Source organism: Bradyrhizobium sp. WSM1743, from assembly GCF_000473065.1.
In the GTDB taxonomy this organism is placed as follows: domain Bacteria; phylum Pseudomonadota; class Alphaproteobacteria; order Rhizobiales; family Xanthobacteraceae; genus Bradyrhizobium.
The window spans coordinates 1-22201 of record NZ_AXAZ01000018.1; the positions used below are offsets into that span (position 1 = coordinate 1).

25 protein-coding genes are annotated in these 22201 nt (G+C 65.0%); 17 read left to right on the top strand and 8 right to left on the bottom strand.

Annotated elements, in window-relative coordinates; translation table 11 throughout:
- The 3 genes from YU9_RS0114325 to YU9_RS0114335 form a co-directional block, all read left to right on the top strand.
- Positions 1–286 (top strand): IS630 family transposase (locus YU9_RS0114325; RefSeq protein ID WP_027573464.1); only part of this gene is annotated, 286 nt, incomplete at its 5' end.
- 27 nt (positions 287–313) lie between these two features.
- On the top strand, positions 314–523 hold the full coding sequence (locus YU9_RS49875; RefSeq protein WP_036017280.1) for a hypothetical protein: 210 nt from the start codon (positions 314–316) through the stop codon (positions 521–523).
- Positions 524–921: 398 nt separating this feature from the next.
- Complete coding sequence (locus YU9_RS0114335; RefSeq protein ID WP_027573466.1) at positions 922–2067, top strand: DUF3095 domain-containing protein; 1146 nt, start codon at positions 922–924, stop codon at positions 2065–2067.
- A gap of 142 nt (positions 2068–2209) precedes the next feature.
- Here the strand turns inward: YU9_RS0114335 and YU9_RS0114340 are convergent, their stop codons facing one another.
- From YU9_RS0114340 to YU9_RS0114350, 3 genes are all read right to left on the bottom strand, one after another.
- Positions 2210–2644 (bottom strand): DUF2147 domain-containing protein, encoded by a 435-nt coding sequence (locus YU9_RS0114340; protein ID WP_027573467.1) that lies wholly within the window; start codon positions 2642–2644, stop codon positions 2210–2212.
- Positions 2645–2751: 107 nt separating this feature from the next.
- Positions 2752–4137, bottom strand: coding sequence for an MATE family efflux transporter (locus YU9_RS0114345; protein ID WP_027573468.1), 1386 nt, complete (start codon positions 4135–4137; stop codon positions 2752–2754).
- A gap of 81 nt (positions 4138–4218) precedes the next feature.
- On the bottom strand, positions 4219–4746 hold the full coding sequence (locus YU9_RS0114350) for a GNAT family N-acetyltransferase (RefSeq protein WP_027573469.1): 528 nt from the start codon (positions 4744–4746) through the stop codon (positions 4219–4221).
- A 245-nt stretch (positions 4747–4991) separates the two neighbouring features.
- Here YU9_RS0114350 and YU9_RS0114355 point away from each other — a divergent pair, with 245 nt between their 5' ends.
- The 11 genes from YU9_RS0114355 (at position 4992) to YU9_RS49000 (ending at position 13171) form a co-directional block, all read left to right on the top strand.
- Entirely contained in the window at positions 4992–5588 is a 597-nt protein-coding gene (locus YU9_RS0114355) for a superoxide dismutase (RefSeq protein WP_027573470.1), read from the top strand.
- 266 nt (positions 5589–5854) lie between these two features.
- A complete protein-coding gene (locus YU9_RS0114360; RefSeq protein WP_027573471.1) occupies positions 5855–6466 on the top strand; it encodes a permease in 612 nt (203 codons plus the stop codon).
- Positions 6463–6963, top strand: coding sequence for a hypothetical protein (locus tag YU9_RS0114365; protein WP_027573472.1), 501 nt, complete (start codon positions 6463–6465; stop codon positions 6961–6963). Before YU9_RS0114360 ends, YU9_RS0114365 begins: the two co-directional genes overlap by 4 nt.
- A gap of 146 nt (positions 6964–7109) precedes the next feature.
- Positions 7110–7364: a hypothetical protein gene (locus tag YU9_RS0114370; RefSeq protein WP_027573473.1), complete on the top strand. Its 255-nt coding sequence runs from the start codon at positions 7110–7112 to the stop codon at positions 7362–7364.
- A 2-nt stretch (positions 7365–7366) separates the two neighbouring features.
- Positions 7367–8122, top strand: coding sequence for a metal ABC transporter ATP-binding protein (locus YU9_RS0114375; protein WP_027573474.1), 756 nt, complete (start codon positions 7367–7369; stop codon positions 8120–8122).
- A gap of 6 nt (positions 8123–8128) precedes the next feature.
- Entirely contained in the window at positions 8129–8998 is an 870-nt protein-coding gene (locus tag YU9_RS0114380; protein ID WP_027573475.1) for a metal ABC transporter permease, read from the top strand.
- A 2-nt stretch (positions 8999–9000) separates the two neighbouring features.
- Positions 9001–9864 carry a metal ABC transporter solute-binding protein, Zn/Mn family gene (locus tag YU9_RS0114385; RefSeq protein WP_027573476.1) on the top strand — a complete coding sequence of 288 codons (864 nt, stop codon included), beginning with the start codon at positions 9001–9003 and terminating at the stop codon, positions 9862–9864.
- A 55-nt stretch (positions 9865–9919) separates the two neighbouring features.
- Positions 9920–10969, top strand: coding sequence for a GTP-binding protein (locus YU9_RS0114390; RefSeq protein ID WP_027573477.1), 1050 nt, complete (start codon positions 9920–9922; stop codon positions 10967–10969).
- Positions 10969–11988: a WD40 repeat domain-containing protein gene (locus tag YU9_RS0114395; protein ID WP_027573478.1), complete on the top strand. Its 1020-nt coding sequence runs from the start codon at positions 10969–10971 to the stop codon at positions 11986–11988. Before YU9_RS0114390 ends, YU9_RS0114395 begins: the two co-directional genes overlap by 1 nt.
- Before the next feature lie 30 nt (positions 11989–12018).
- Positions 12019–12735 carry an MgtC/SapB family protein gene (locus YU9_RS0114400; RefSeq protein WP_027573479.1) on the top strand — a complete coding sequence of 239 codons (717 nt, stop codon included), beginning with the start codon at positions 12019–12021 and terminating at the stop codon, positions 12733–12735.
- Positions 12736–12838: 103 nt separating this feature from the next.
- Positions 12839–13171 carry a hypothetical protein gene (locus tag YU9_RS49000; protein ID WP_027573480.1) on the top strand — a complete coding sequence of 111 codons (333 nt, stop codon included), beginning with the start codon at positions 12839–12841 and terminating at the stop codon, positions 13169–13171.
- 177 nt (positions 13172–13348) lie between these two features.
- Here YU9_RS49000 and YU9_RS0114410 read toward each other — a convergent pair whose 3' ends face one another.
- From YU9_RS0114410 to YU9_RS0114430, 5 genes are all read right to left on the bottom strand, one after another.
- On the bottom strand, positions 13349–14791 hold the full coding sequence (locus tag YU9_RS0114410; RefSeq protein WP_027573481.1) for a homospermidine synthase: 1443 nt from the start codon (positions 14789–14791) through the stop codon (positions 13349–13351).
- Between the two features lie 67 nt (positions 14792–14858).
- A complete protein-coding gene (locus YU9_RS0114415) occupies positions 14859–15248 on the bottom strand; it encodes a RidA family protein (RefSeq protein WP_027573482.1) in 390 nt (129 codons plus the stop codon).
- A gap of 147 nt (positions 15249–15395) precedes the next feature.
- Positions 15396–15983 (bottom strand): GNAT family N-acetyltransferase, encoded by a 588-nt coding sequence (locus YU9_RS0114420; RefSeq protein ID WP_027573483.1) that lies wholly within the window; start codon positions 15981–15983, stop codon positions 15396–15398.
- Positions 15984–16112: 129 nt separating this feature from the next.
- On the bottom strand, positions 16113–17255 hold the full coding sequence (locus YU9_RS0114425; protein WP_027573484.1) for a type III PLP-dependent enzyme: 1143 nt from the start codon (positions 17253–17255) through the stop codon (positions 16113–16115).
- A gap of 685 nt (positions 17256–17940) precedes the next feature.
- The gene (locus YU9_RS0114430) at positions 17941–18195 is read right to left on the bottom strand and encodes a hypothetical protein (protein ID WP_027573485.1); all 255 of its coding nucleotides are present in this window, start codon (positions 18193–18195) and stop codon (positions 17941–17943) included.
- A 136-nt stretch (positions 18196–18331) separates the two neighbouring features.
- Here YU9_RS0114430 and YU9_RS0114435 point away from each other — a divergent pair, with 136 nt between their 5' ends.
- From YU9_RS0114435 to YU9_RS0114445, 3 genes are read left to right on the top strand one after another with little or no spacing between them, the layout of a single operon-like run.
- Entirely contained in the window at positions 18332–20413 is a 2082-nt protein-coding gene (locus tag YU9_RS0114435) for a M3 family metallopeptidase (protein ID WP_027573486.1), read from the top strand.
- Positions 20413–21051, top strand: coding sequence for a DUF1007 family protein (locus YU9_RS0114440; protein WP_027573487.1), 639 nt, complete (start codon positions 20413–20415; stop codon positions 21049–21051). Before YU9_RS0114435 ends, YU9_RS0114440 begins: the two co-directional genes overlap by 1 nt.
- Positions 21048–22160: a nickel/cobalt transporter gene (locus YU9_RS0114445; RefSeq protein WP_027573488.1), complete on the top strand. Its 1113-nt coding sequence runs from the start codon at positions 21048–21050 to the stop codon at positions 22158–22160. The genes YU9_RS0114440 and YU9_RS0114445 overlap by 4 nt, the downstream gene beginning before the upstream one ends.
- Positions 22161–22201: the final 41 nt, after the last annotated feature.

The window sequence follows — 22201 nt, forward strand, 5'->3', positions numbered from 1 at the left end:
CGAAGGCGACATCGTCATTCTCGATAATCTTGGAAGCCACAAGTCGAAAACTGTCAGGCAAATGATCCAGGCTGCTGGCGCCAGGCTGTGGTACCTGCCGCCATACTCGCCCGACCTCAACCCGATCGAACAGGCATTCTCCAAGATCAAACACTGGATGCGGCAAGCTCAGAAGCGCACCATCGAGGACACTTGGCGCCACATCGGTCACCTCATCCAGGACATCCAGCCTCGCGAATGCGCCAACTACTTCGCCAACGCCGGTTATGCTTCCGTCAAAATGTGAAACGCTCTAATCGACAGGGAGCAGTCCATGACCACGCCAGACATGACCGCTTCGAATCAGGGCCACAAGGAGCAATCCCGTGCGAAGCCGGACGACGTCCATTGCCCGCCAATGACGCATCAGAATTCTGGCAGTCACGGACATGAAATGTACCCGCAGCAATTCGTTCGCCTGATCGGCTGCCATGATGCGTCTGTCGACACCTTGCGCAAGCGTCAAGACGAGAAGCTGCACTAATTTAGCTATCACGTCCGCTGCTTCGGCAGGTCCTTCGGCAGGTCGCTCGTGCGAAAATTCCGGCGGCCCTTCGGTGAGGCGGCGGACGCGGCGCTCGCGTTCGTCTGCCGGCAAGGCGGGATCGATGCCCGTGCGCCGGCGGACCGGAGGGGTGGAATCCTTGCTGCCGAAATCGGACACCTCGATCATCCGATGCAACACTTGGAGCTGAACAACGATAGCCGCTCTTCCCGGGCGGTCGTTTGATGCCGATCAATGACCCCGCCGCGGCATTGCAATGCGGCCGCATCTTGTTGTCCGGGGCCGTTTCGGCCAATGATCGAAAGGGGCGCCGGCCAGCGAACCCGGATCGATCCTGCCACGTATTTGTTTTGCATTCCAACCATCCGGCATTCCCGATGACCTCAGGCGAATCCTTCTATGGCGGCATTCCCGTCTTCCGAGGCTTCACCAGCTTGATGGATCCGGTGCTGTATTCGCCGCTGCCGGACGACTGGAGCATCGGCGTTGCCGATATCGTCGATTCGACCAAGGCGATCGCGGCGCAGCGATACAAGGCGGTCAACATGGCCGGTGCGGCCGTGATCGCGGCGGTGACCAATGCGCTGGAGGGACGGGAATTCCCCTTCGTGTTCGGCGGCGACGGCGCGAGCTTCGCGGTCGCGCCGGACGATGTCGAACTTGCCCGCGAGGCACTGGCCGCGACCGCGACCTGGGTGCGGGAAGATCTCGATCTGACCATGCGCGTCGCCCTGGTGCCTGTCAGCGTCATTCGCGCGCAAGGCCTTGACGTGCGCGTCGCCCGCTTCGGGCCATCGGCAAACCTGTCCTACGCGATGTTCTCGGGCGGAGGGCTTGCCTGGGCCGACGCCGCGATGAAGCGCGGCGAGTTTGCGGTCAAGGGGGCGCCCGCCGGCACGCAACCGGACCTCTCGGGCCTGTCGTGCCGTTTCGAAGTGATGCCGGCTGCGCGCGGCCTGATCCTGTCGGTGCTGGTAATGCCGGCGCGCGGCGTCGATCCGCACGCCTTCCGGAAGGTGATCGAGGACATCATCCATCTCGTCGAGCGCAGTCCGGATAGCGGCCGCCCGGTGCCTCCGCAGGGGCCGCCGCTGAAATGGCCGCCGCAGGGGGTGGAATTCGAAGCCCGCACCAGGCGCGGCGGTCCGCTGCTCGCGCGCAGGGCCAGCGTGCTGGCCTATACACTGTTCGCCTATCTGATCATGCGCTTCGACATCAAGATCGGCGGTTTCGTGCCCAGCCTCTACAAACGCCAGGTCGTCGAGAACTCGGACTTCCGCAAGTATGACGACGGTCTGCGCATGATTCTCGACTGCACCCCGCAGCTCGAGCGCGCGTTGAGCGATCGTCTCGCGGCCGCCGCGCGCGACGGCATCGTGCGCTACGGCCTCCACCGGCAGGATGCCGCGATGATGACCTGCTTCACGCCCTCGGCGCTGCGCAGCGACCATGTGCACTTCATCGACGGCGCGCGGGGCGGCTATGCCTCGGCCGCGACGGCGTTGAAGGCGATGACGGTTTGAGGGGCGGTTATGTCCCGGACGCGCTGCGTCGCGAAGCGACGCGGCGCCGAGCCGGGACCCAGTTTGCGGCCTCTGGGCCCCGGCTCTGCAACGCATCGCAAGAGCGCTGCGCCGCGTCCGGGGCACGAAGCGTTCGTGGACTTCAGCGCCCCGCGCGCGTCCAGGTCTCACCGCCGCAGAGCGCGCCGACGCAGCCTTCGACCCGCAGCGAATCCGCGCCAGTCAGGCTGATGCTGCTCGCATAGGTGCTGCCATCGTCGGCATTGTAGATCTGGCCCGACCATTTGTTCGGCCCCGCCGGCTCCATGCCGCTGAACAATGGCAAGCCGATCATCGGACGCCTGGCGAGTGCGGGATTGGGATTCTTGCTGTCGGTGGCGGGCTGGCCGGTTGAGGTGTCATAGGGCTCGCGCAGCCAGACGATATGGCCGCAGATGCCGCCGCCGCATTTGCTGATCTTGACGCGTGCATCAGCCGCCTGGGTCAGCCAGGTCCCGTCGGCGCTCTGCGCATGGGCGCTCGTTGCGCCAAGCAGTGCAGCCAGGAGGACGAAAGGAATCGCGAATCTGCCGAACATGGAGAGAGCCCCCGAAATGACGGCGCCTCCATAGCAGCCCGGCAGGATAGTGCAACGCTGGATGGAATCACATTCCTGCGTTTAATTGGCTGAATATTCGCCTGCGATCATTTGCCCCATCGCACGAAGGCGACCGAGGCCGCGGTCGACAGCCCGAACACGACCATGGCGCCGCCGACCAACGCGAACAACGTCCAGGCCGGCGCCTGCGCCATCATGAGACCGATCCCGCCGATCGCAACGATCAGCAGCCGTGCGGTGGAAGCGAGCACGGGGCCGCCGACGCGTGCGGCGCCTTGCGAGGAGAAGTACAGCGACACGCCCATGCCGAAGAACACGAAGGTCGGACCTGCCCAGTGGAAATAGCTGTGCGCGGCGGCGGTGACGCCGGGATCCCGCGTGAACAGCGCGACCCACAGCGACGGGGCAAGTGCGACGGCGAGCCCGATCAGGCCGACCGTGAGTCCGGAGGCCCCAGCCGCCGTCCAGGCCACATGCCGCGCGCGCGTCACATGTCCGGCGCCGATCGCGATGCCGACCATCGGCACCGAGGCGATGCCGAAGGCGAAGGTGATCGGGATCAGCAAGAACTCCAGCCGCGATCCGATGCCGTAGCCGGCCAGCATCTCGGTGCCGAAGGTCGCGAGGATCTTTGTGAAGATCAGAATGGTGAGCACGGTCTGGAGCGGCGATAGGCAGGCCACCGCGCCGACTTTGAGGATGTCCAGGAACATCGCGCGCTCGAAATGGAAGGCGCGGAAATCGAGCTGCAAGCGGCTCCGGCCGGACAGGAGATACCAGAGGAAGAAGATCGCGGCGCAGCTGAACGCGATCAGCTGGCCGCTTGCGACGCCCGGCATGCCGAATTGCGGCACTCCGAACAGGCCGAGCCCCAGCGTGCCGCCAAGCGCGATCTGGAGCACGCTCGCCCCGATCAGCGTCATCGAAGGCAGGCGCATGTCGCCGGTGCCGCGGATCACCGAGGCCAGCGTGTTGACGAGCCAGATCGCGACCGCGCCGGAGAACAGCACCTGCGAATAGCCGCAGGCTTCTTCGAGCACGCGCTCGCGGCCGCCGAGCAGCGCGAAGAAGGAGCGGCCGAAGACGAGCATCATCACCGTGAAGAACAGCCCGCCACAGAGGCCGATGATGGCGGCATGCAGCGCCAGCGTCGCGGCGCGGTCGTGATTCCCCGCACCGAGCGCGCGGCTGATCGCCGACGATACGCCGCCGCCCATCGCGCCCGCGCTCATCATCTGCGTCAGCATCGCGAACGGAAACACCAGCGCGATCGCGGCGAGCGGGATGGTGCCGAGCCGGCCGATATAGGAGGTCTCGGCCACCGCGACCAGCGTGCTGCCGACCATCGCGATCATGTTGGGGATCGCGAGCCGCAGCAGCGTCGGCAGGATCGGTGCGGTCAGGAGGCTGGCAATGGGGGAGGCGACCGGCGCGACCGGAGGGACGGCGTCTAAGGGAGCGTCGATCGTCATGTTCACCGGGCGGAATATTAAATGATGAGCGACATACTATAGGACGTCAGGCGACCCTCCCAGCCCTCGCTCACGCAGGGCTCACCAGGGCAGGCCGCATAGGTCGATGGTGCCCAGCGTCGGCGCCCGGACGATCTCGAAGACGTAGGGCGCCATGTCGTCGAAGCGGATCCGCCCCTCCGGCTGCTCGCAATAGACGTCACCTTTGAACGGCAGCCATTTGCGGGTCTCGTAAAATGCGAAATTGTGCGGCTCGCAGAACAGGAGCCCGAAGCGGACCGCCTCGTTGGCGCGCATGGTATGCACCGCCGCGTCGATCGCGATCGTCGCGTAGCCGCGGCCGCGCCGGTCCTCACGCGTGCAGACACCGCCGATGCCGCCGACGTGAACCTTCTGTCCATTCCAGGTGATGGTGCGGAAGTAGATGCCGACATGGCACACGAGGCCGTCCTCGGGCGTCTCGAGCAGCACACGCAGATCGGCATTGGCCCATTTGATGTGAGCCCAGGGCGGCTTTTCCGCCGCATCGTGTCCCCAGACCGCGCTGAGCAGCGGCTTTGCGATCGGCCACGAGGCGTCGCCGTTCAAAATGTCGATCTCGATGCTCATGGCTCTGTCTTTCGCAAATTCGGTGCATAGGGCATTCGTTCTGCCATAAGCACCTCAAAGGCAATGATATTTTGCATCAAGCCACCACGACCGCGCAGATGTCCGCGTGCTGCGACGATTTTATGCAATCGTGCCAAGCGTCCCCGTCACGCGTTTTCGAAATTCTGAGGTATTTAATGGCGGCGGAACCTTCTATAAGGGGTGACCGTTAGAACTCGTTCCCCACCAGTTGCGGACAAGAAGCCATGACCTTTACGCTCCCCCCACTCCCTTACGCCTATGACGCCCTCGGCCAGTACATGTCGAAGGAGACGCTGGAATATCACCACGACAAGCATCATCAGGCCTACGTCACCAACGGCAACAACGCGCTCAAGGGGACCGAATGGGAAGGCAAGTCCCTTGAAGAGATCGTCAAGGGCTCGTTCGGCAAGAACCCCGCGGTGTTCAACAATGCCGGCCAGCACTACAACCACATCCACTTCTGGAGCTGGATGAAGCCCAATGGCGGCGGCACCAAGCTGCCGGGCAAGCTCGAGAAGAAGATCAACGAGGACCTCGGCGGCTTCGAGAAGTTCAAGACCGACTTCCAGGCGGCCGGCGTCGGCCAGTTCGGCTCCGGCTGGTGCTGGCTCCAGGTCAAGAACGGCAAGCTCGAGATCTCCAAGACCCCCAACGGCGAGAATCCGCTGGTGCACGGCGCCACCCCGATCCTCGGCTGCGATGTCTGGGAGCATTCCTACTACATCGATTATCGCAACCGCCGGCCCGACTATCTCAAGGCGTTCGTGGAAAACCTCGTGAACTGGGAGTACGTGGAGTCCCTGTTCGAGAAGGCCTGAGTTCTCACCTCGTCATTCCGGGGCGATGCGCCAGCATTGAACCCGGAATCTCGAGATTTTCAGGTGCGCGACTGCGCACCAGGGTTCGGCTCTTCGAGCCGCCCCGGAATGACGGAAGTAAAAAGGGCGGTCGCAGGCGCGGCCGCCTTTTTGCTGTGCGGAATTGCCCTGCGCGGTGCGCGTATCGGCCTGTGATCGTTCCGTTTGCATCGGGTGGGCGGCGCCCTTAATCAGGACGGGCATCACCCTTGAGCCAACCCAGCCCGTTGTTAGAACCTTCCCCGAAAGACCCGGCGCCTGCCGAGGACGCGGAGTCCGAGCCGCGGCCGGGGCGTGTGCGCAAGCCGATCGGCTGGTCGACCATCATCATCGCGGCCCTGGTGGCGGTCAGCGCGGCGCTGGTCTGGCGGCGTGATGGCAGCGCGGGCGTTCTCGACATCCTCACCCACGATCTCTCGCTATTCTCAGGCATCCTGCCGCGCGTGCTGGCCGGCTGCCTGCTCGGCGCCTTCATCTCCGAGATCCTGCCGCACGAAAAAGTATCGCGCTCGCTCGGGCCGAAATCCGGTCTGATGGGCCTTCTGATCGGCACCGCCTTCGGCGCGATCTTGCCGGGTGGGCCCTTCACCGCCTATCCGGTGGCGAGCGCGCTGCTGGCGGTCGGCGCCGATTTCGGCGCCACCATCGCCATGGTCGTGAGCTGGACCCTGATCGGCTACGGCCGGGCGGTGGCCTGGGAAATCCCGATCATGGGCACCGATTTCACGCTGTGGCGGATCGTGATCTCGCTGCCGCTGCCGGTGCTCGCCGGCGCGCTCGGCCGCTTCGTCTATGTCAGGCTCTATCCGAAGCCGCTCGCGAAGGACGACGAGAGTTGAGTGCGGCGCTTCTGATCGACATCCTGCTATGGGGCTCGGTGCTCGGCGTCGGCCTGATCGCGTTCCGCCGCGGCCCGCCGGTGTTCAAGGCATCCCTGCGCGAAGGCTCGATGGACTTCATCAACATCGTGCCGCGGATCGCGCTGGGGGTGATCGGCTCCGGCTATATCGCTGCGATCATCCCGCAGGAGGTGATCACCGGCTGGCTCGGTCCGGACAGCGGCTGGCTTGGGGTCGTGACTGCCGTGGTCGCCGGCGCGGCCACGCCCGGCGGCCCCGTGATCGGCTTCTCCATCGGCACCGTGGCGCTGAAGTCGGGTGGTGGGGTGCCCCAGGTGGTCGCCTATGTCGTCGCTTGGGCGCTGTTCGCCTTCCAGCGGGTGATTTTGTGGGAGATACCGTTCATGCCGGCGCGTTTCGTCTGGTTCCGCTGCGCCGTCTCGGTGCCGTTCCCGTTCGTCGCGGCCGCCATCGCTATGGTGGTCGGCAAGCCTTGACCGTCTAGTCGCATTGGGGCGTCATTCCGGGGCGATGCAAAGCATCGAACCTGGAATCTCGAGATTCCGGAGTCGGCTTTTCGAGCCGTCCCGGAATGACACCCTCGGCCGTGGACAGGGGTAATGTTATAATATAACATTCTGGAATGGTTCCCGCCGTGTCCCACGCCCATCATCACGACCATGCTCATGGCCATTCCCATGACCATGGCCATTCCCATGACCACGGGCATTCGCATGGCCACGACCACACCCATGCCCATGTCCACGGTGCGGCCTCGCCGCATCCGGCCCAGGCGGCGCCCTGGTCGATCTTGCGCATGACCATGGCGGGGCGGCTCGCGGCCGCGCTCGCGGTTTGCGCCGTGCTCTGGGGCATCGTCTTCCTGGCGATGAGGTGACCATGGCACAGCTAGCCTTTCACAATGTCACGCTCGGCTATGACCGGCATCCGGCCGTGCATCATCTCAGCGGCGAGGTCGCGTCGGGTGCGCTGGTCGCCGTGATCGGTCCGAACGGCGCCGGCAAGTCGACGCTGCTGCGCGGCATCGTCGGCATCCTCAAGCCGCTCGACGGCAGCATCCATCTCGGCGGGCTCGACAGCAGAGACATCGCCTATCTGCCGCAAAGCGCAGAGATCGACCGCAGCTTCCCGATCTCGGTGTTCGATTTCGTCAGCACCGGGCTGTGGCGCGGGGCCGGCCTGTTCGGCGGCATCGGCAAGGCCGCGCGCGAAAAGATACTTCGTTCGATCGCGTCCGTTGGCCTCAGCGGTTTCGAGAACCGCCCGATCGGGACGCTCTCCGGCGGCCAAATGCAGCGCGTGCTGTTTGCGCGTGTGCTGCTTCAGGACGCGAGCCTGATCGTGCTGGACGAGCCGTTCAACGCCATTGACAGCAAGACCACGGCCGATCTGCTCGCCCTGGTGAAGCGCTGGCACGGCGAGGGCCGCACCGTGCTCGCCGCGCTGCACGACCTGGAGATGGTGCAAAACCATTTCACGGAGACGCTGGTGCTGGCGCGGGGCCCAGTCGCGTGGGGCCCGACGGCGGAGGTGCTGACGCCCGAAAATCTGATGGTCGCGATGCGGATGTGCGAGGCCTTCGACGACACCGCCGCGGCCTGCGCGGCCGATGACATCAGTTCGCGGGCCGCGTGATCGCAGATGGCCTATGACGTGCTGATCGGTCCGTTCACCGAATTCGAGTTCATGCGGCGGGCGCTCGCCGCCGTGATCGCGCTGGCGCTGGCCGGCGCGCCGATCGGCGTGTTCCTGATGCTGCGGCGGATGAGCCTCGTCGGCGATGCCATGGCGCATGCGATCCTGCCCGGCGCGGCCGTCGGATTCCTGCTGTCGGGCCTCAATCTGTTCGCGATGACGGCCGGCGGCCTGATCGCCGGCTTTGCCGTCGCGATCCTCGCCGGCGTGGTGGCGCGATCGACCGGGCTGAAGGAGGACGCTTCGCTCGCGACCTTCTATCTGGCCTCTCTCGCGCTCGGCGTCACCATCGTTTCGATCAAGGGCACCAATATCGACCTCTTGCACGTGCTGTTCGGCAACATCCTGGCAATGGACGATCAGACCCTGCTGGTGGTGGCTTTCAACGCCACGATCACGCTGCTGGTGCTCGCGGTGATCTACCGCCCGCTGGTGATCGAGAGTGTCGATCCCCTGTTCCTGCGCACCGTCAGCCGCGCGGGGGGGCCTGCGCATCTCGCCTTCCTCGCGCTCGTCGTCATCAATCTCGTCAACGGATTTCAGGCGCTCGGCACGCTGCTTGCAGTCGGCCTCATGATATTGCCGGCCGGCATCGCGCGGTTCTGGTCGCGTGATCTCACCGCGATGATCTGCATCGCCGTTGTCGCCGCCGCGGTCTCGGGCTATGCGGGCCTCGTGCTGTCGTTCCAGACCCGCGTGCCATCGGGGCCCGCGATCATTCTCGTGGCGACTGTGCTCTACGTGGTCTCCGTCCTGTTCGGCCGCATCGGCGGTATCGTCCGGCAGCTGTTTCCCGGCCGGCATCTGGAAGCCTGACGATGCGGCTCATCCTGCTGTGTGCACTGCTGCTGATCGCCTCGCCGCTACATGCAGCGGAGCGGCTCAATGTCGTTGCGAGCTTCTCGATTCTCGGCGATTTCGTCCGCAACGTCGGTGGCGACCGCATCAATCTGACCACGCTGGTCGGTGCCGACAGCGACGTCCACGTCTACACGCCTGCACCAAGCGATGCGAAGCGAGTCGCAGAGGCGAAGCTCGTCATCGTCAACGGGCTTGGGCTGGAGGGCTGGCTGCCGCGCCTCGTGCAATCCGCGGGGAGCAAGGCGCAGGTGGTCACGGCAAGCGCCGGCATCGCTCCGCTGAAATTGGGCTCGGCCGCAGACCCGCATGCCTGGCAGTCCATCCCCAACGCCAAGATCTACGTCACCGACATCACCAATGCGCTGGCCGCGGCTGCTCCTGACGACGCGGAGTTCTTCCGCGCCCAGGCCAGGACCTATTTGGAGAAGCTCGAAACCCTCGACCGTGAGGTCCGCGAGGCCGCGGCAAAAATCCCACCCGAGCGGCGCAAGGTGATCTCCACCCACGATGCCTTCGGCTATTTTTCCGCCGAATACGGTATCCAGTTCATCGCCCCCCTCGGCGTCTCCACGGAAACCGAACCGAGCGCGCGCGACATCGCCGCCATTATCGGCCAGATCAAGGCCCAGAAGATTCCGGCCGTGTTCCTGGAAAATATCAGCGATGACCGCCTGATCCGACGGATCGCGGCGGAGACCGGGGCAAAGGTCGGCGGGACCCTGATTTCGGACGGTTTGACCGGCGAAAAGGGGCCTGCACCCACTTACATTGACATGGTCAGGCACAATATAAAGGCCCTGACCAGCGCGCTTGACCATTAGGGCAGGGGCCACCCCGCCTCGCGTCGCGCGGAAAAAGCCCGAAGTCGGAGTTGTTATGTCTGAAGCGACCTCCCAAAAGATTCCCGTGACCGTCCTGACCGGCTATCTCGGTGCCGGCAAGACCACGCTCTTGAACCGCATCCTGTCGGAAAACCACGGCAAGAAATACGCCGTCATCGTCAACGAATTCGGCGAGATCGGGATCGACAACGACCTCATCATCGGCGCCGATGAGGAAGTGTTCGAGATGAACAATGGTTGCATCTGCTGCACCGTGCGCGGCGACCTCGTCCGCATCATGGACGGCCTGATGAAGCGCAAGGGCAAGTTCGACGCCATCATCGTCGAGACCACCGGTCTCGCTGATCCGGCGCCGGTCGCTCAGACCTTCTTCGTCGACGAGGACGTGCAGAAGAACGCGCGGCTCGACGCGGTGGTCACGGTCGCCGATGCAAAGTGGCTGTCCGACCGTTTGAAGGATGCACCCGAGGCCAAGAACCAGATCGCCTTTGCCGACGTCATCGTGCTGAACAAGACCGACCTCGTCAACAAGGGCGAGCTCGCTGAGGTCGAGGCCCGCATTCGCGGCATCAACCCCTATGCGAAACTCCACCGCACCGAGCGCTGCTCGGTGGCGCTGGCCGACGTGCTCGACCGCGGCGCGTTCGACCTCGACCGCATCCTCGACATCGAGCCGGATTTCCTGGAGGCCGACGATCATGATCACGACCATGATCATCACCAGCATCACGGCCACGACCATCATCACCATGATCACGGCAACGGCCTGAAGCATTATCACGACGAGGAGATGCAGTCGCTCTCGCTGAGGACCGACAAGCCGCTCGATCCCAACGTGTTCATGCCCTGGCTGCAGAACCTGGTGCAGGTCGAAGGCGGCAAGATCCTGCGCTCCAAGGGCATCCTCGCCTTCCACGACGACGACGACCGCTACGTCTTCCAGGGCGTCCATATGATGCTGGAGGGCAACCACCAGCGGAAGTGGAAGGACGGCGAGCCGCGCGAGAGCCGCCTCGTTTTCATCGGCCGCGAATTGCCGGAGGAGGCGATCCGCAAGGGTTTCGAGAGCTGCATCGTCTCGTGATGAAAGAGTTTACGCCGTCCCCGGATTCCGCCTCGATCGTCTCCGTCACCGACCGAGTCAAGCCTGTTACGCTCGGCATGGCCGTGACCTCGGTGCACTTCCTTGGCCCTCGCGCCGCCTTTGTCGGCGGCGAGGAGAACGTTGCGTTCGTCGACGCCAATGGTGAGATCACCACGGTCGCCGTGCACAGCGGCGGCATTCTCTCGACCGCCTTCGACGGCAAGCGCCTCGTGATGGGCGGCGACGACGGCAAGGTCGTGTCGCTCGATGCCAAGGGCGAGGTGACGCTGCTCGCCACCGATCCCAAGCGGCGCTGGATCGACGCGGTGGCGCTGCACGCCGACGGCGCCTTTGCTTGGTCCGCCGGCAAGACGGCGACCGTCAAGAGCGGCAAGGCCGAGGAGAAGTCGATCGAGGTGCCCTCGACCGTCGGCGGACTTGCGTTCGCGCCGAAGGGCCTGCGGCTCGCGATCGCGCATTACAACGGCGTGACGCTGTGGTTTCCGAACATGGAGGGTTCGGCCGAATTCCTGCCTTGGGCCGGCTCGCATCACGCGGTCACCTTCAGCCCCGACAACAAATTCCTGGTCACCGCGATGCACGAGCCGGCGCTGCATGGCTGGCGGCTCGCCGACAACAGGCACATGCGCATGACCGGCTATCCCGGCCGTGTCCGCTCGCTGTCCTGGAGCGTGGGCGGCAAGGGATTGGCGACTTCGGGCGCCGACACCGTCATCATATGGCCGTTCGGCAGCAAGGACGGTCCGATGGGCAAGGAGCCCGCGATGCTCGCCCCGCTGCAGGCGCGCGTATCCGTGGTCGCCTGCCATCCCAAGAACGACATCCTCGCCGCCGGCTACAGCGACGGCACCGTGCTGATGGTGCGGCTGGAGGACGGCGCGGAGATCCTGGTGCGCCGTAATGGCACGTCGCCCGTGGCCGCGCTCGCCTGGAACGCCAAAGGCACGCTGCTGGCCTTTGCTGATGAAAATGGGGACGGCGGCCTGCTGGAGCTTTAATCTGTCACCGTTCCGGCCGTATAGGGAACCATGCGGTTTCTCACGACCTTCCAGCTTGCCGATTTCGCCGATACGCTGGTCAGCCTGACCACGGCCTTCGTGCTGGGCACGCTGATCGGTGCCGAGCGTCGATACCGCCAGCGCACGGCGGGCCTGCGCACCAACGTGCTGGTCGCGGTCGGTGCCGCCGCTTTTGTCGATCTTGCCATGCATCTGGATGGCGCGGATGGCGCGGTGCGGGTGATTTCCTACGTCGTCTCCGGCATCGGCTTTCTCGGCGCTGGTGTCATCATGAAGCAGGGCATGGACGTGCGCGGGCTCAACACCGCGGCGACGCTGTGGGCCTCGGCCGCGGTCGGCTCCTGCGCCGGCGCCGACATGGTCGCGCAGGCGGCCGCACTGACCGTGTTCGTCATCGCCGGCAACACCATGCTGCGCCCGCTGGTCAACGCGATCAACCGCATCCCACTCAACGAGAAGGCGCTGGAGGCAACCTACTATTTCAAGCTCGCGGTTGCGGCCGACGCTCTTCCGGACATGCGCGACCGGCTCGTCGAGAAGCTCGAGGTTGCGAAATATTCGGTGGCCGATATCGATGTGGCCGAAATCGGCGACGACATTCTGGAGATCGCCGCAAAGCTGGTCGCGACCGCGGTCGACCCGAACGAGCTGAACGCGGTGGCGACCGATCTTCAGCATCTGCCGGGCGTGCGCCACGCCACGTGGGAAGTCAGCACGACGGAGTGAGGGCGGCGTTTTGGCGCGCAAGGGGTTTGGGTTCCCGCCTCTTCGGTCCGGGAACCGGCACGCCCCAGTTTCGTTGATCCCGCGGACAAAGGCGGTGATCGATATGCCCGGCCGAGATGACAAACGCAGACTGAAGCTCGATCTGACAATTGCCGCTGCGCTGTTCGCAGCAGGCGTCGTGGTGTCGGTGATATCGCTCGCACAAATCCGCGCCGAAAGCCGGCTGGAGCTGGCACAGGCGACGCCACCGCTCCAGGGCACCCCGTCCGACGATCAAAGTAAGACACCCGCGGAGTCCAAGCCCGGCGGCGACCGGCCCACCACGCCGGCCCCCGAACCGGCGCGGCCGGATCCCCAGACGCAGGGCGCGGCGACCAAGCCTGCATTGCCGCAGGCGCCGCCTGAGAAGATCGCGCCGCCGATTGAGAAGAAGTAGCTCCTCTCTCCACACTCGGTGTCATTGCCCGCGAAGGCGGGCAATCCAGTATTCCAGAGACCGCAGTGATTGAACCGAGAAGCCGCGGCGTACTGGATGCCCCGCCTGCGCGGGGCATGACAGCGGAGGGTGGGATGGCCAGGCAGTCACCCGATAGCCGGTAGGCAGAGGCCCGCCTCACCGCACCAAGATATTACGGAACTGCCAGGGATCGCTCGTGTCGATATCCTCCGGAAACAGTCCCGGACGATCCGTCAGTGGCGTCCAGTCGGTGTAGAAACCCTTGACCGGGCCGAGATACGGCAGCTGGATTTCCAAGAGCCGATCGAAATCCATCTCGTCGGCTTCGACGATGCCTTCGTTCGGATTCTCCAGCGCCCACACCATGCCGCCGAGCACGGCGGAGGTCACCTGCAGGCCGGTGGCGTTCTGATAGGGCGCAAGCTCGCGGGTCTCCTCGATCGAGAGCTGCGAGCCGTACCAATAGGCATTCTTGTCATGGCCGAACAGCAGCACGCCGAGCTCGTCGATGCCGTCGACGATCTCGTTCTCGTCGAGGATGTGGTGCTTCTCCTGCATCTTCCCGGCGCGGCCGAACATCTCATGCAGCGACAGCACGGCATCGTCAGCCGGGTGGTAGGCATAGTGGCAGGTCGGCCGGTAGATCGCCTTGCCCGACGCGTCGCGCACGGTGAAATAATCGGCGATCGAGATCGACTCGTTGTGGGTGACGAGGAAGCCATATTGCGCGCCGCGGGTCGGGCACCAGGTGCGCACGCGCGTATTGGCCCCGGGCTGCATCAGATAGATGGCGGCGCCGCAGCCGGCTTCATGGGTGTGTGCATTCTCGGGCATCCATTTCTCGTGGGTGCCCCAGCCGAGCTCGGATGGCTGCATGCCTTCCGACAGGAAACCTTCGACCGACCAGGTGTTGACGAAGACATCAGGCTCCTTCGGCTTCTTGGAGCGCTGAGTGTCGCGTTCGGCGATGTGGATGCCCTTGATGCCGGCCTGCCGCATCAAATCCGCCCATTCGGCCTTGGTCTTAGGCCTGGGGGCGTTGAGCTTCAGATCGGCGGCAACATTGAGCAGCGCCTGCTTGACGAAGAAGGAGACCATGCCGGGATTGGCGCCACAGCAGGAGACGGCCGTGGTCGAGCCCGCAGGGCGGGCCTTCTTGGCCGCCAGCGTCACCTCGCGCAGCGCGTAGTTGGAGCGCGCTTCCGGGCCCTTCGAGGAATCGAAATAGAAGCCGAGCCAGGGCTCGTTGACGGTGTCGATGTAGAGAGCACCGAGCTCGTTGCAGAGCTCCATGATGTCGGTCGAGCCGGTATCGACCGAGAGGTTGACGCAAAAGCCCTGGCCGCCGCCCTCGGTGAGCAGCGGGGTCAGCACCTCGCGATAATTGTCCTTGGTCAGGCCCTTCTGGATGAAGCGGACATTGTGCTTCTCGCAAAGCGCCTTGCGGCCTTCGTCCTTGGGGTCGAGCACGGTGATGCGCGACTTGTCGTAGTCGAGGTGCCGCTCGATCAACGGCAGCGTGCCTTTGCCGATGGAGCCGAAGCCGACCATGACGATGGGGCCGGTGATCTTCGCGTAGATCTGCGAGGGAGGGCTCATGGGATGGTTTCTCCGGAACGTGCTGGCGGACAAAGGGTGAGGGTTGGATCAGGCGCTGCGGCGCTTGTCAGATGCTGCGGCGCTTGGCGGTGACTTCGATCTCGACCTTCATCTCGGGCTTGGCGAGGGCGGAGACGACCAGCAAGGTCGCGGCCGGCCTGATGTCACCGAGAACCTCGCCACAGACGGTGAAGTGGGCGTCGATGTAGCTGGCGTCGGTGACGTAGTAGGTCGCACGGACGATATCGGCCATCTCGAATCCGCCCTCCTTCAGGGCGGCTTCGATGGTCTTGAAGCAGTTGCGTGACTGGCTCGTGACATCGGCCGGCATCGTCATCGTCGTGTAGTCATAGCCGGTGGTTCCCGCGACGAAGGCGAACTCGCCGTCGATCACGGCGCGGCTATAGCCGACGGTCTTCTCGAGGGGAGAGCCGGTGGAGATCAGGCGGCGGGACATAGTGGTGGGCCTCGACCGAAGGGGTGTTTCGCGGGGTTAAAGGGCGTTTCCGGCGCCTGCGCAACCCCCAAGGAAAGAGCGTGGCGCAGGCGCAGCGGGGCGTTGCCGCTCAATGCGGCTTTCGGTCTTCGCTATCAGAGCGATCCGTCAGGCCGCATGCGCCTGGAGGGCGCGAACCGACCTCCGTTTGGGCAAGGCCGCGCCGGTCGGGACGATCATCCCGGCGGCGCCATCGAGCGCACCTTCCGCAAGTTCGATCGCCAACAGGCGATCGCGCTCGAACGGGCCGGGCAACGAGAGCTCGGCCGTCTTCTCGGCCGAGAAGCCGAAGCGGGCGTAATAGGGGGCATCGCCGAGCAGGATCACCGCGGCATGCCCGCGCGCCCGGGCGGCAGCCAGCGCTTGATGCATCAGCGCGGCGCCGATCCCGAGCTCGCGGCAGGCAGGGTCCACCGCCAGCGGTCCGAGGACCAGAGCGGGCCTGCCTCCGGCGCTGACATGCCACAGCCGCACGGTTCCCACGAGCGTGCCCTCGCGCAGCGCCGACAGGGCAAGGCCTGTGGCGGGCGCGCGTCCGTCGCGCAGGCGCTGGCAGGTGCGGCCGTGGCGGGTCTCGCCAAAGCAGGCATCGAGCAGCGCTTCACGCGTCGCGACGTCGGCAGCACGTTCCGCACGGATCACGAACGGCGCGGCTTTCGAGGTGAGGGCGATCTGTGGCTTCCGTGGAGCAGTCATGGCACGTCAGTCCCCGCTTGAATCCGTACGCCAAGGGCACGCGGATTCGAGCGTCGTCAGAATGGCAATGTCGGGGAGGAGCCGGCGGACCGGCTCCCGGGTTCGTCAGGCCTCAGACAGAGAGGCGGATCAGATGTGATACGTCTTCAGCGGCGGAATGCCGTTGAACGCCACCGACGAGTAGGTCGACGTATAGGCCCCGGTGCCTTCGATCAGCACCTTGTCGCCGATCTCGAGCGTCACGGGGAGCGGATACGGGCTCTTCTCGTACAGCACGTCGGCGCTGTCGCAGGTGGGACCTGCGAGCACGCACGGCGTCATGTCCGCGCCGTCGTGACGGGTGCGGATGGCGTAGCGGATCGACTCGTCCATGGTCTCGGCGAGACCGCCGAACTTGCCGATGTCGAGATAGACCCAGCGCACCTCGTCCTCGTCGCTCTTCTTCGAGATGAGCACGACCTCGGATTCGATGATGCCGGCGTTGCCCACCATGCCGCGGCCCGGCTCGATGATGGTCTCCGGGATCTGGTTGCCGAAGTGCTTGCGCAGCGCGCGGAAGATCGAGCGGCCGTAGGTGACGACCGGCGGCACGTCCTTCAGGTACTTGGTCGGGAAGCCGCCGCCCATGTTGACCATGGACAGGTTGATGCCGCGCTCGGCGCAGTCGCGGAACACCTGCGAGGCCATCGCCAGCGCACGGTCCCAGGCCTTCACCTTGCGCTGCTGCGAGCCGACATGGAAGGAGATGCCGCACGGCTCAAGCCCCAGACGCTTGGCGAGGTCGAGCACCTCGACCGCCATTTCCGGGTCGCAGCCGAACTTGCGCGACAGCGGCCACTCGGCGCCGGCGCAGTCATAGAGGATGCGGCAGAACACCTTCGCAGCCGGGGCGGCACGGGCGACCTTCTCGACCTCGGCGGCGCAATCGACCGCGAACAGCCGAATGCCGAGCGCGAAGGCGCGCGCGATGTCGCGCTCCTTCTTGATCGTGTTGCCGAAGGAGATGCGGTCGGGCGTCGCACCCGCGGCCAGCGCCATCTCGATCTCGGCGACGGTCGCGGTGTCGAAGCAGGAGCCCATGGACGCGAGCAGGGCCAGCACTTCCGGCGCCGGGTTCGCCTTGACGGCGTAGAACACGCGGCTGTCGGGCAGCGCCTTGGCGAAGCTCTGGTAATTGTCGCGCACGACCTCGAGGTCGACGACGAGGCACGGCTCGGTGTCGAGGCCATCCTTGCGGCGGTTGCGCAGGAATTCCTGGATACGTTCGGTCATGGCACTCTCCCAAACGGCCCAGCGACGGGCCCGTTCAAAACATGACGTCGGATAAGAGTGCTCTGGCCGGATCGCGCGATGGAGGCGCGACGAAGCCATAAGACTCAAACCAGACTGTGCTGCCGTGGATTGGTTGGGAGTATTCCCGCCCGCACACCTGGCAATGAAGGACAAGCCTTTTCAGTAGCCCGCGCCGGCGTTGGACTGCCGGTAGAGACCAAAAAAGCCCGATCCGTCGTTGCTTTAAGTCGCGTCCCCCGTTGAGAGCGGGGTGCGCCGGTTCGCCTCCGGCTGCCAGTCACGGTTGCAAAGAGCGAAGTCACCTTCGACATGGCATCTCTTTGAGAGAGATGCTGGGCGCTCCGGGTTTGCTTCGTCGTCTGACCTTCGGTCTTGCGACATCAGGTCTTCGACTTCTGCACTTCCGAAGAGCCCCTCGGCTTCTTCACCCTTTGGCGGCTGTCCGGCCTCTTGTCCGGATACCTACCGACTGACACACGACCACAGGCACGTGCGAAATTGGGCAAGTCCGCACATAAGCGTTTTGACTCTGCTTCGCAAGAATTTTTTTAGGCTGCGGACAGAATTGCCTAACGTCTGCTTGCGCGCTGTTGCGCGAGCGACGCGGAAGATGAACGCGCGTTAAGTTTTCGCTGTGCTGCGCGTTGCTGGCGCGCGAGAAGCGTCAGCGGCGCTTCGTGAAGGGCTCGACGCGTTGAGCGCCGCGGATGAACGCGGTCATCACGAGCACGCCGAGTGTGAACAGCACGGCCTGGAGGATGTGCGCGCCTTGGTCGCCGAGCCCGAGCAGGATCGCGAGCGCCCAGCCGCCGGCGAAGGCTGCGCCGAACACCTCAGCGCCGATCAGGATGGCGGCGCTGACGACGGTGATGACACTGGGCCAGACGATCTGGCGGGAAGAGGAAGAAGGCGCGTTCATGGGGCTCAGAGGTCCTGACTTCGAGGGCCGCAATCTCCCCGAAAAGGCGGCCGGGAGCAAGGGCAAATGGCCCAAAAAAGCCCCATCGCGTGCTATAGCTGGCCGCAACAATCGAGCCACGAAAACCGGATTTGTGATGTCAGAATCCCGCCAAATTATGGACGCCGAGACGAACCCGCTGCTGAAGGCCTGGGTGACGCCGTTTGCGACCCCGCCCTTCGACGAGATCCAGCCGGAGCACTTCCTCCCGGCGTTCAAGCAGGCCTTTGCCGATCACGCCGCCGAGATCGCGGCGATCACCAATGATCCGGCGGCGCCCGACTTCGCCAACACCATCACGGCGCTGGAGCGCTCGGGCAAGCTGCTGAGCAAGGTCGCGGCGGTCTTCTACGACCTCGTCTCGGCGCATTCCAACCCGGCCATCCTGGAGATCGACAAGGAGGTCTCCTTGCGGATGGCGCGGCACTGGAATCCGATCATGATGAACGCGGTGCTGTTCGGCCGCATCGCCCAGCTGCACGAGAACCGCGTCAATCTTGGGCTCACGCCCGAGCAGCTGCGCCTCTTGGAGCGCACCTACACCCGATTCCACCGCGCCGGCGCCGGTCTCTCCGAAGAGGCCAAGGCGCGAATGGCCGAGATCAACGAGAGGCTCGCCCAGCTCGGCACCAGCTTCAGCCACCATCTGCTCGGCGACGAGCAGGACTGGTTCATGGAGCTCGGGGAGGCCGACCGCCAGGGCCTGCCGGAGAGCTTCGTCGCTGGCGCCAAGGCTGCGGCAGAAGAAAGCGGCATGGCAGGCAAGGCCATCGTCACGTTGTCGCGCTCCCCGGTCGAACAATTCCTGAAGAGCTCTGCCCGGCGTGACCTCCGCGAGAAGGTCTACAAAGCCTTCATCGCGCGTGGCGACAACGGCAACGCCAACGACAACAACGGAACCATTGTCGAGATTCTGAAGCTGCGCGAGGAGAGCGCCAAGCTCTTGGGCTACCCGACTTTCGCCGCCTACCGGCTCGAAGACTCCATGGCCAAGACGCCGGAAGCGGTGCGGGGCCTTTTGGAGCGGGTCTGGAAGCCGGCGAGGGCGCGGGCACTCGCCGACCGCGACGAGATGCAGGCGCTGATTACGGCCGAGGGCGGCAATTTCAAGCTCGCGCCCTGGGACTGGCGCTTTTACGCCGAGAAGCTGCGCCTTCAGCGCGCCAATTTCGACGACGCCGCGATCAAGCCCTATCTTTCGCTCGACCACATGATTGCCGCCGCCTTCGACTGCGCCACGCGCCTGTTCGGCATCACCTTCGAGGAGCGCAAGGACGTTCCGGTCTGGCACCCCGACGTCCGGGTCTGGGAGGTGAAGGGGCCGGACGGCAAGCACAAGGCGCTGTTCTATGGCGACTACTTCGCCCGGCCGTCGAAGCGCTCCGGCGCCTGGATGACCTCGCTGCGCGACCAGCAGAAGCTCGACGGCGACGTCGCGCCGCTGGTTCTCAACATCTGCAATTTCGCCAAGGGCGCCGACGGCGAGCCTTCGCTGCTGTCGCCCGACGATGCCCGCACTCTGTTCCACGAATTCGGCCACGGCCTGCATGGCATGCTCTCCAACGTGACCTATCCCTCGCTGTCGGGCACCTCCGTATTCACCGATTTCGTCGAGCTGCCGTCCCAGCTCTACGAGCACTGGCAGGAGCGGCCCGAGGTGCTGCAAAAGTTCGCCCGCCACTACCAGACCGGCGAGCCGCTGCCGGACGACCTGCTCCAGCGCTTCCTTGCCGCGCGGAAATTCAACCAGGGTTTTGCTACGGTCGAGTTCGTCTCCTCGGCGCTGATCGATCTCGAGTTCCATACCCAGCCGGCATCGGCCGCAGAGGACGTGCGTGCGTTCGAGAGACGCGAGCTGGAGAAGATCGGCATGCCCGAGGAGATCGCGCTGCGTCACCGGCCCACGCAGTTCGGTCACATCTTCACCGGCGACCACTACGCTGCCGGTTACTACAGCTACATGTGGTCGGAGGTGATGGACGCCGACGCCTTCGGCGCCTTCGAGGAGGCCGGCGACATCTTCGATCCTGCGGTGGCCAAGCGCCTGCACGACGACATCTACTCTTCCGGCGGATCGATCGATCCGGAGGCCGCTTACGAGGCCTTCCGCGGCCGCCCGCCCGAGCCGGACGCGCTGCTGCGCCGCCGCGGCCTGCTCGAAACGGCGAAGGCCGCCTGATGGGCATGCGCGCTCTGTTCGGATGGCTGCTCGCCGCTGGCCTCACGCTCGCTTCGGGTGCGGCGCAGGCGCATCCGCATGTCTGGATCACCGCCACCAGCGAGCTGCTCTACGCCGCGGACGGCAGCATTACGGGCGTGCGCCACGCCTGGACCTTCGACGACATGTTCTCGGCCTATGCGGTGCAGGGGCTCGAGAGCAAGACCAAGGGCGCCTACACAAGCGAGGAGCTCAAGCCGCTGGCACAGACCAACGTCGAGTCGCTCAAGGAATATGCCTACTTCACCTTTGCGCGAGCCGACGGCAAGAAGGAGCGATTCCAGGAGCCGGTCGACTACTTCCTCGACTACAAGGACACGGTGCTGACCCTCCACTTCACGCTGCCGCTGAAGAACCCGGTCAAGCCCAAGCAGCTGGTGCTGGAAGTGTTCGACCGCTCGTTCTTCATCGACTTCCAGATGGCCAAGGACAGTCCAGTCAAGCTGGTCGGTGCGCCCGCGGGCTGCCAGATGAAGCTGGAACGGCCGAACGACGGCACCGCGAGTGCGCAGAAGCTGAACGAGCAGACCTTCCTGAACGGCGAGAACTCGAATTTCGGCATGATGTTCGCCAACAAGATCACGGTGGATTGCCCTTGAAGCCGCAACTCTCCCTGCTCGCGCGCGGGCTGCTCGCTGGCGCCGCCATTGTCCTTGTGCTCGGCATGGCCGACGCCGCGCTCCACGATCTGCTCGCGCAAAATCCGTTTGGCGCGCCGCGACCCGCGCAGGCAGCCGAACCCGAGGCCAGCGGCCTCATCGGCTGGCTGTTGGCAAAACAGTCGGAATTCTATCGCCAGATGTCGGCGACGATCCGGGCCGCGAAATCCGACGGCTCGGCCGTGTGGACACTGCTGTTCATCTCGTTTGCCTACGGCATCTTTCACGCCGCTGGTCCCGGCCATGGCAAGGCGGTGATCGCCTCTTATCTAGTCGCCAATCGCGAGACCGCGCGCCGCGGCATCGCGCTGTCCTTTGCCTCCGCCCTGATGCAGTCGCTGGTCGCGATCCTCATCGTCGGTATCTCGGCCTGGGTGCTGAACGCGACGGCGAAAACCATGTGCAAGGCGGAAGGCGTGATCGAGATCGCGAGCTATGCCCTGATTGCAGCGTTCGGACTGCGCCTGGTTTGGGTCAAGGGCGGCGCCTTCATCCGCGCGCTCCAGACGACCCAGCCGGTGCCGGCGATTGCGGGCCTGCCGCACAATCGTGATCACCATCATGATGATGCTCATGACCATCACGGCCACGATCATCATCACCACGATCACAGTCACGCTCACGCCCATCACCACCACGAGCAAGCTCACGTTCATGACGAGCATTGCGGCCACTCCCATGGCCCCACCCCCAGCGAGCTCGCCGGCCCCGGCGGCTGGCGGCGCGGCTTTGCGGCGATCCTCACCGTCGGCATCCGTCCCTGCTCCGGCGCCATCCTGATGCTGGTGTTCGCGCTCGCCCAGGGCCTGTTCTGGGCCGGCATCGCCGCCACCTTCCTGATGGGGCTCGGCACCGCCATCACGGTCGCGGCGATCGCAGTCGTCGCCGTCTCCGCGAAGGACATCGCCGCTCGCCTCAGCGCCGGCCGCGACGGCGGCGGCGCGCTGTTCATGCGCGGCATCGAATTCGGCGCCGCCGGCCTGGTCCTGCTGTTCGGCGTCGGCCTCTTGTTCGGCTACATCGCGGCTGAACGGACGACGTGTTTTTGAAGGCAAGCTCTCGTGCCCCGGACGCAGCGCAGCGTCCCCTC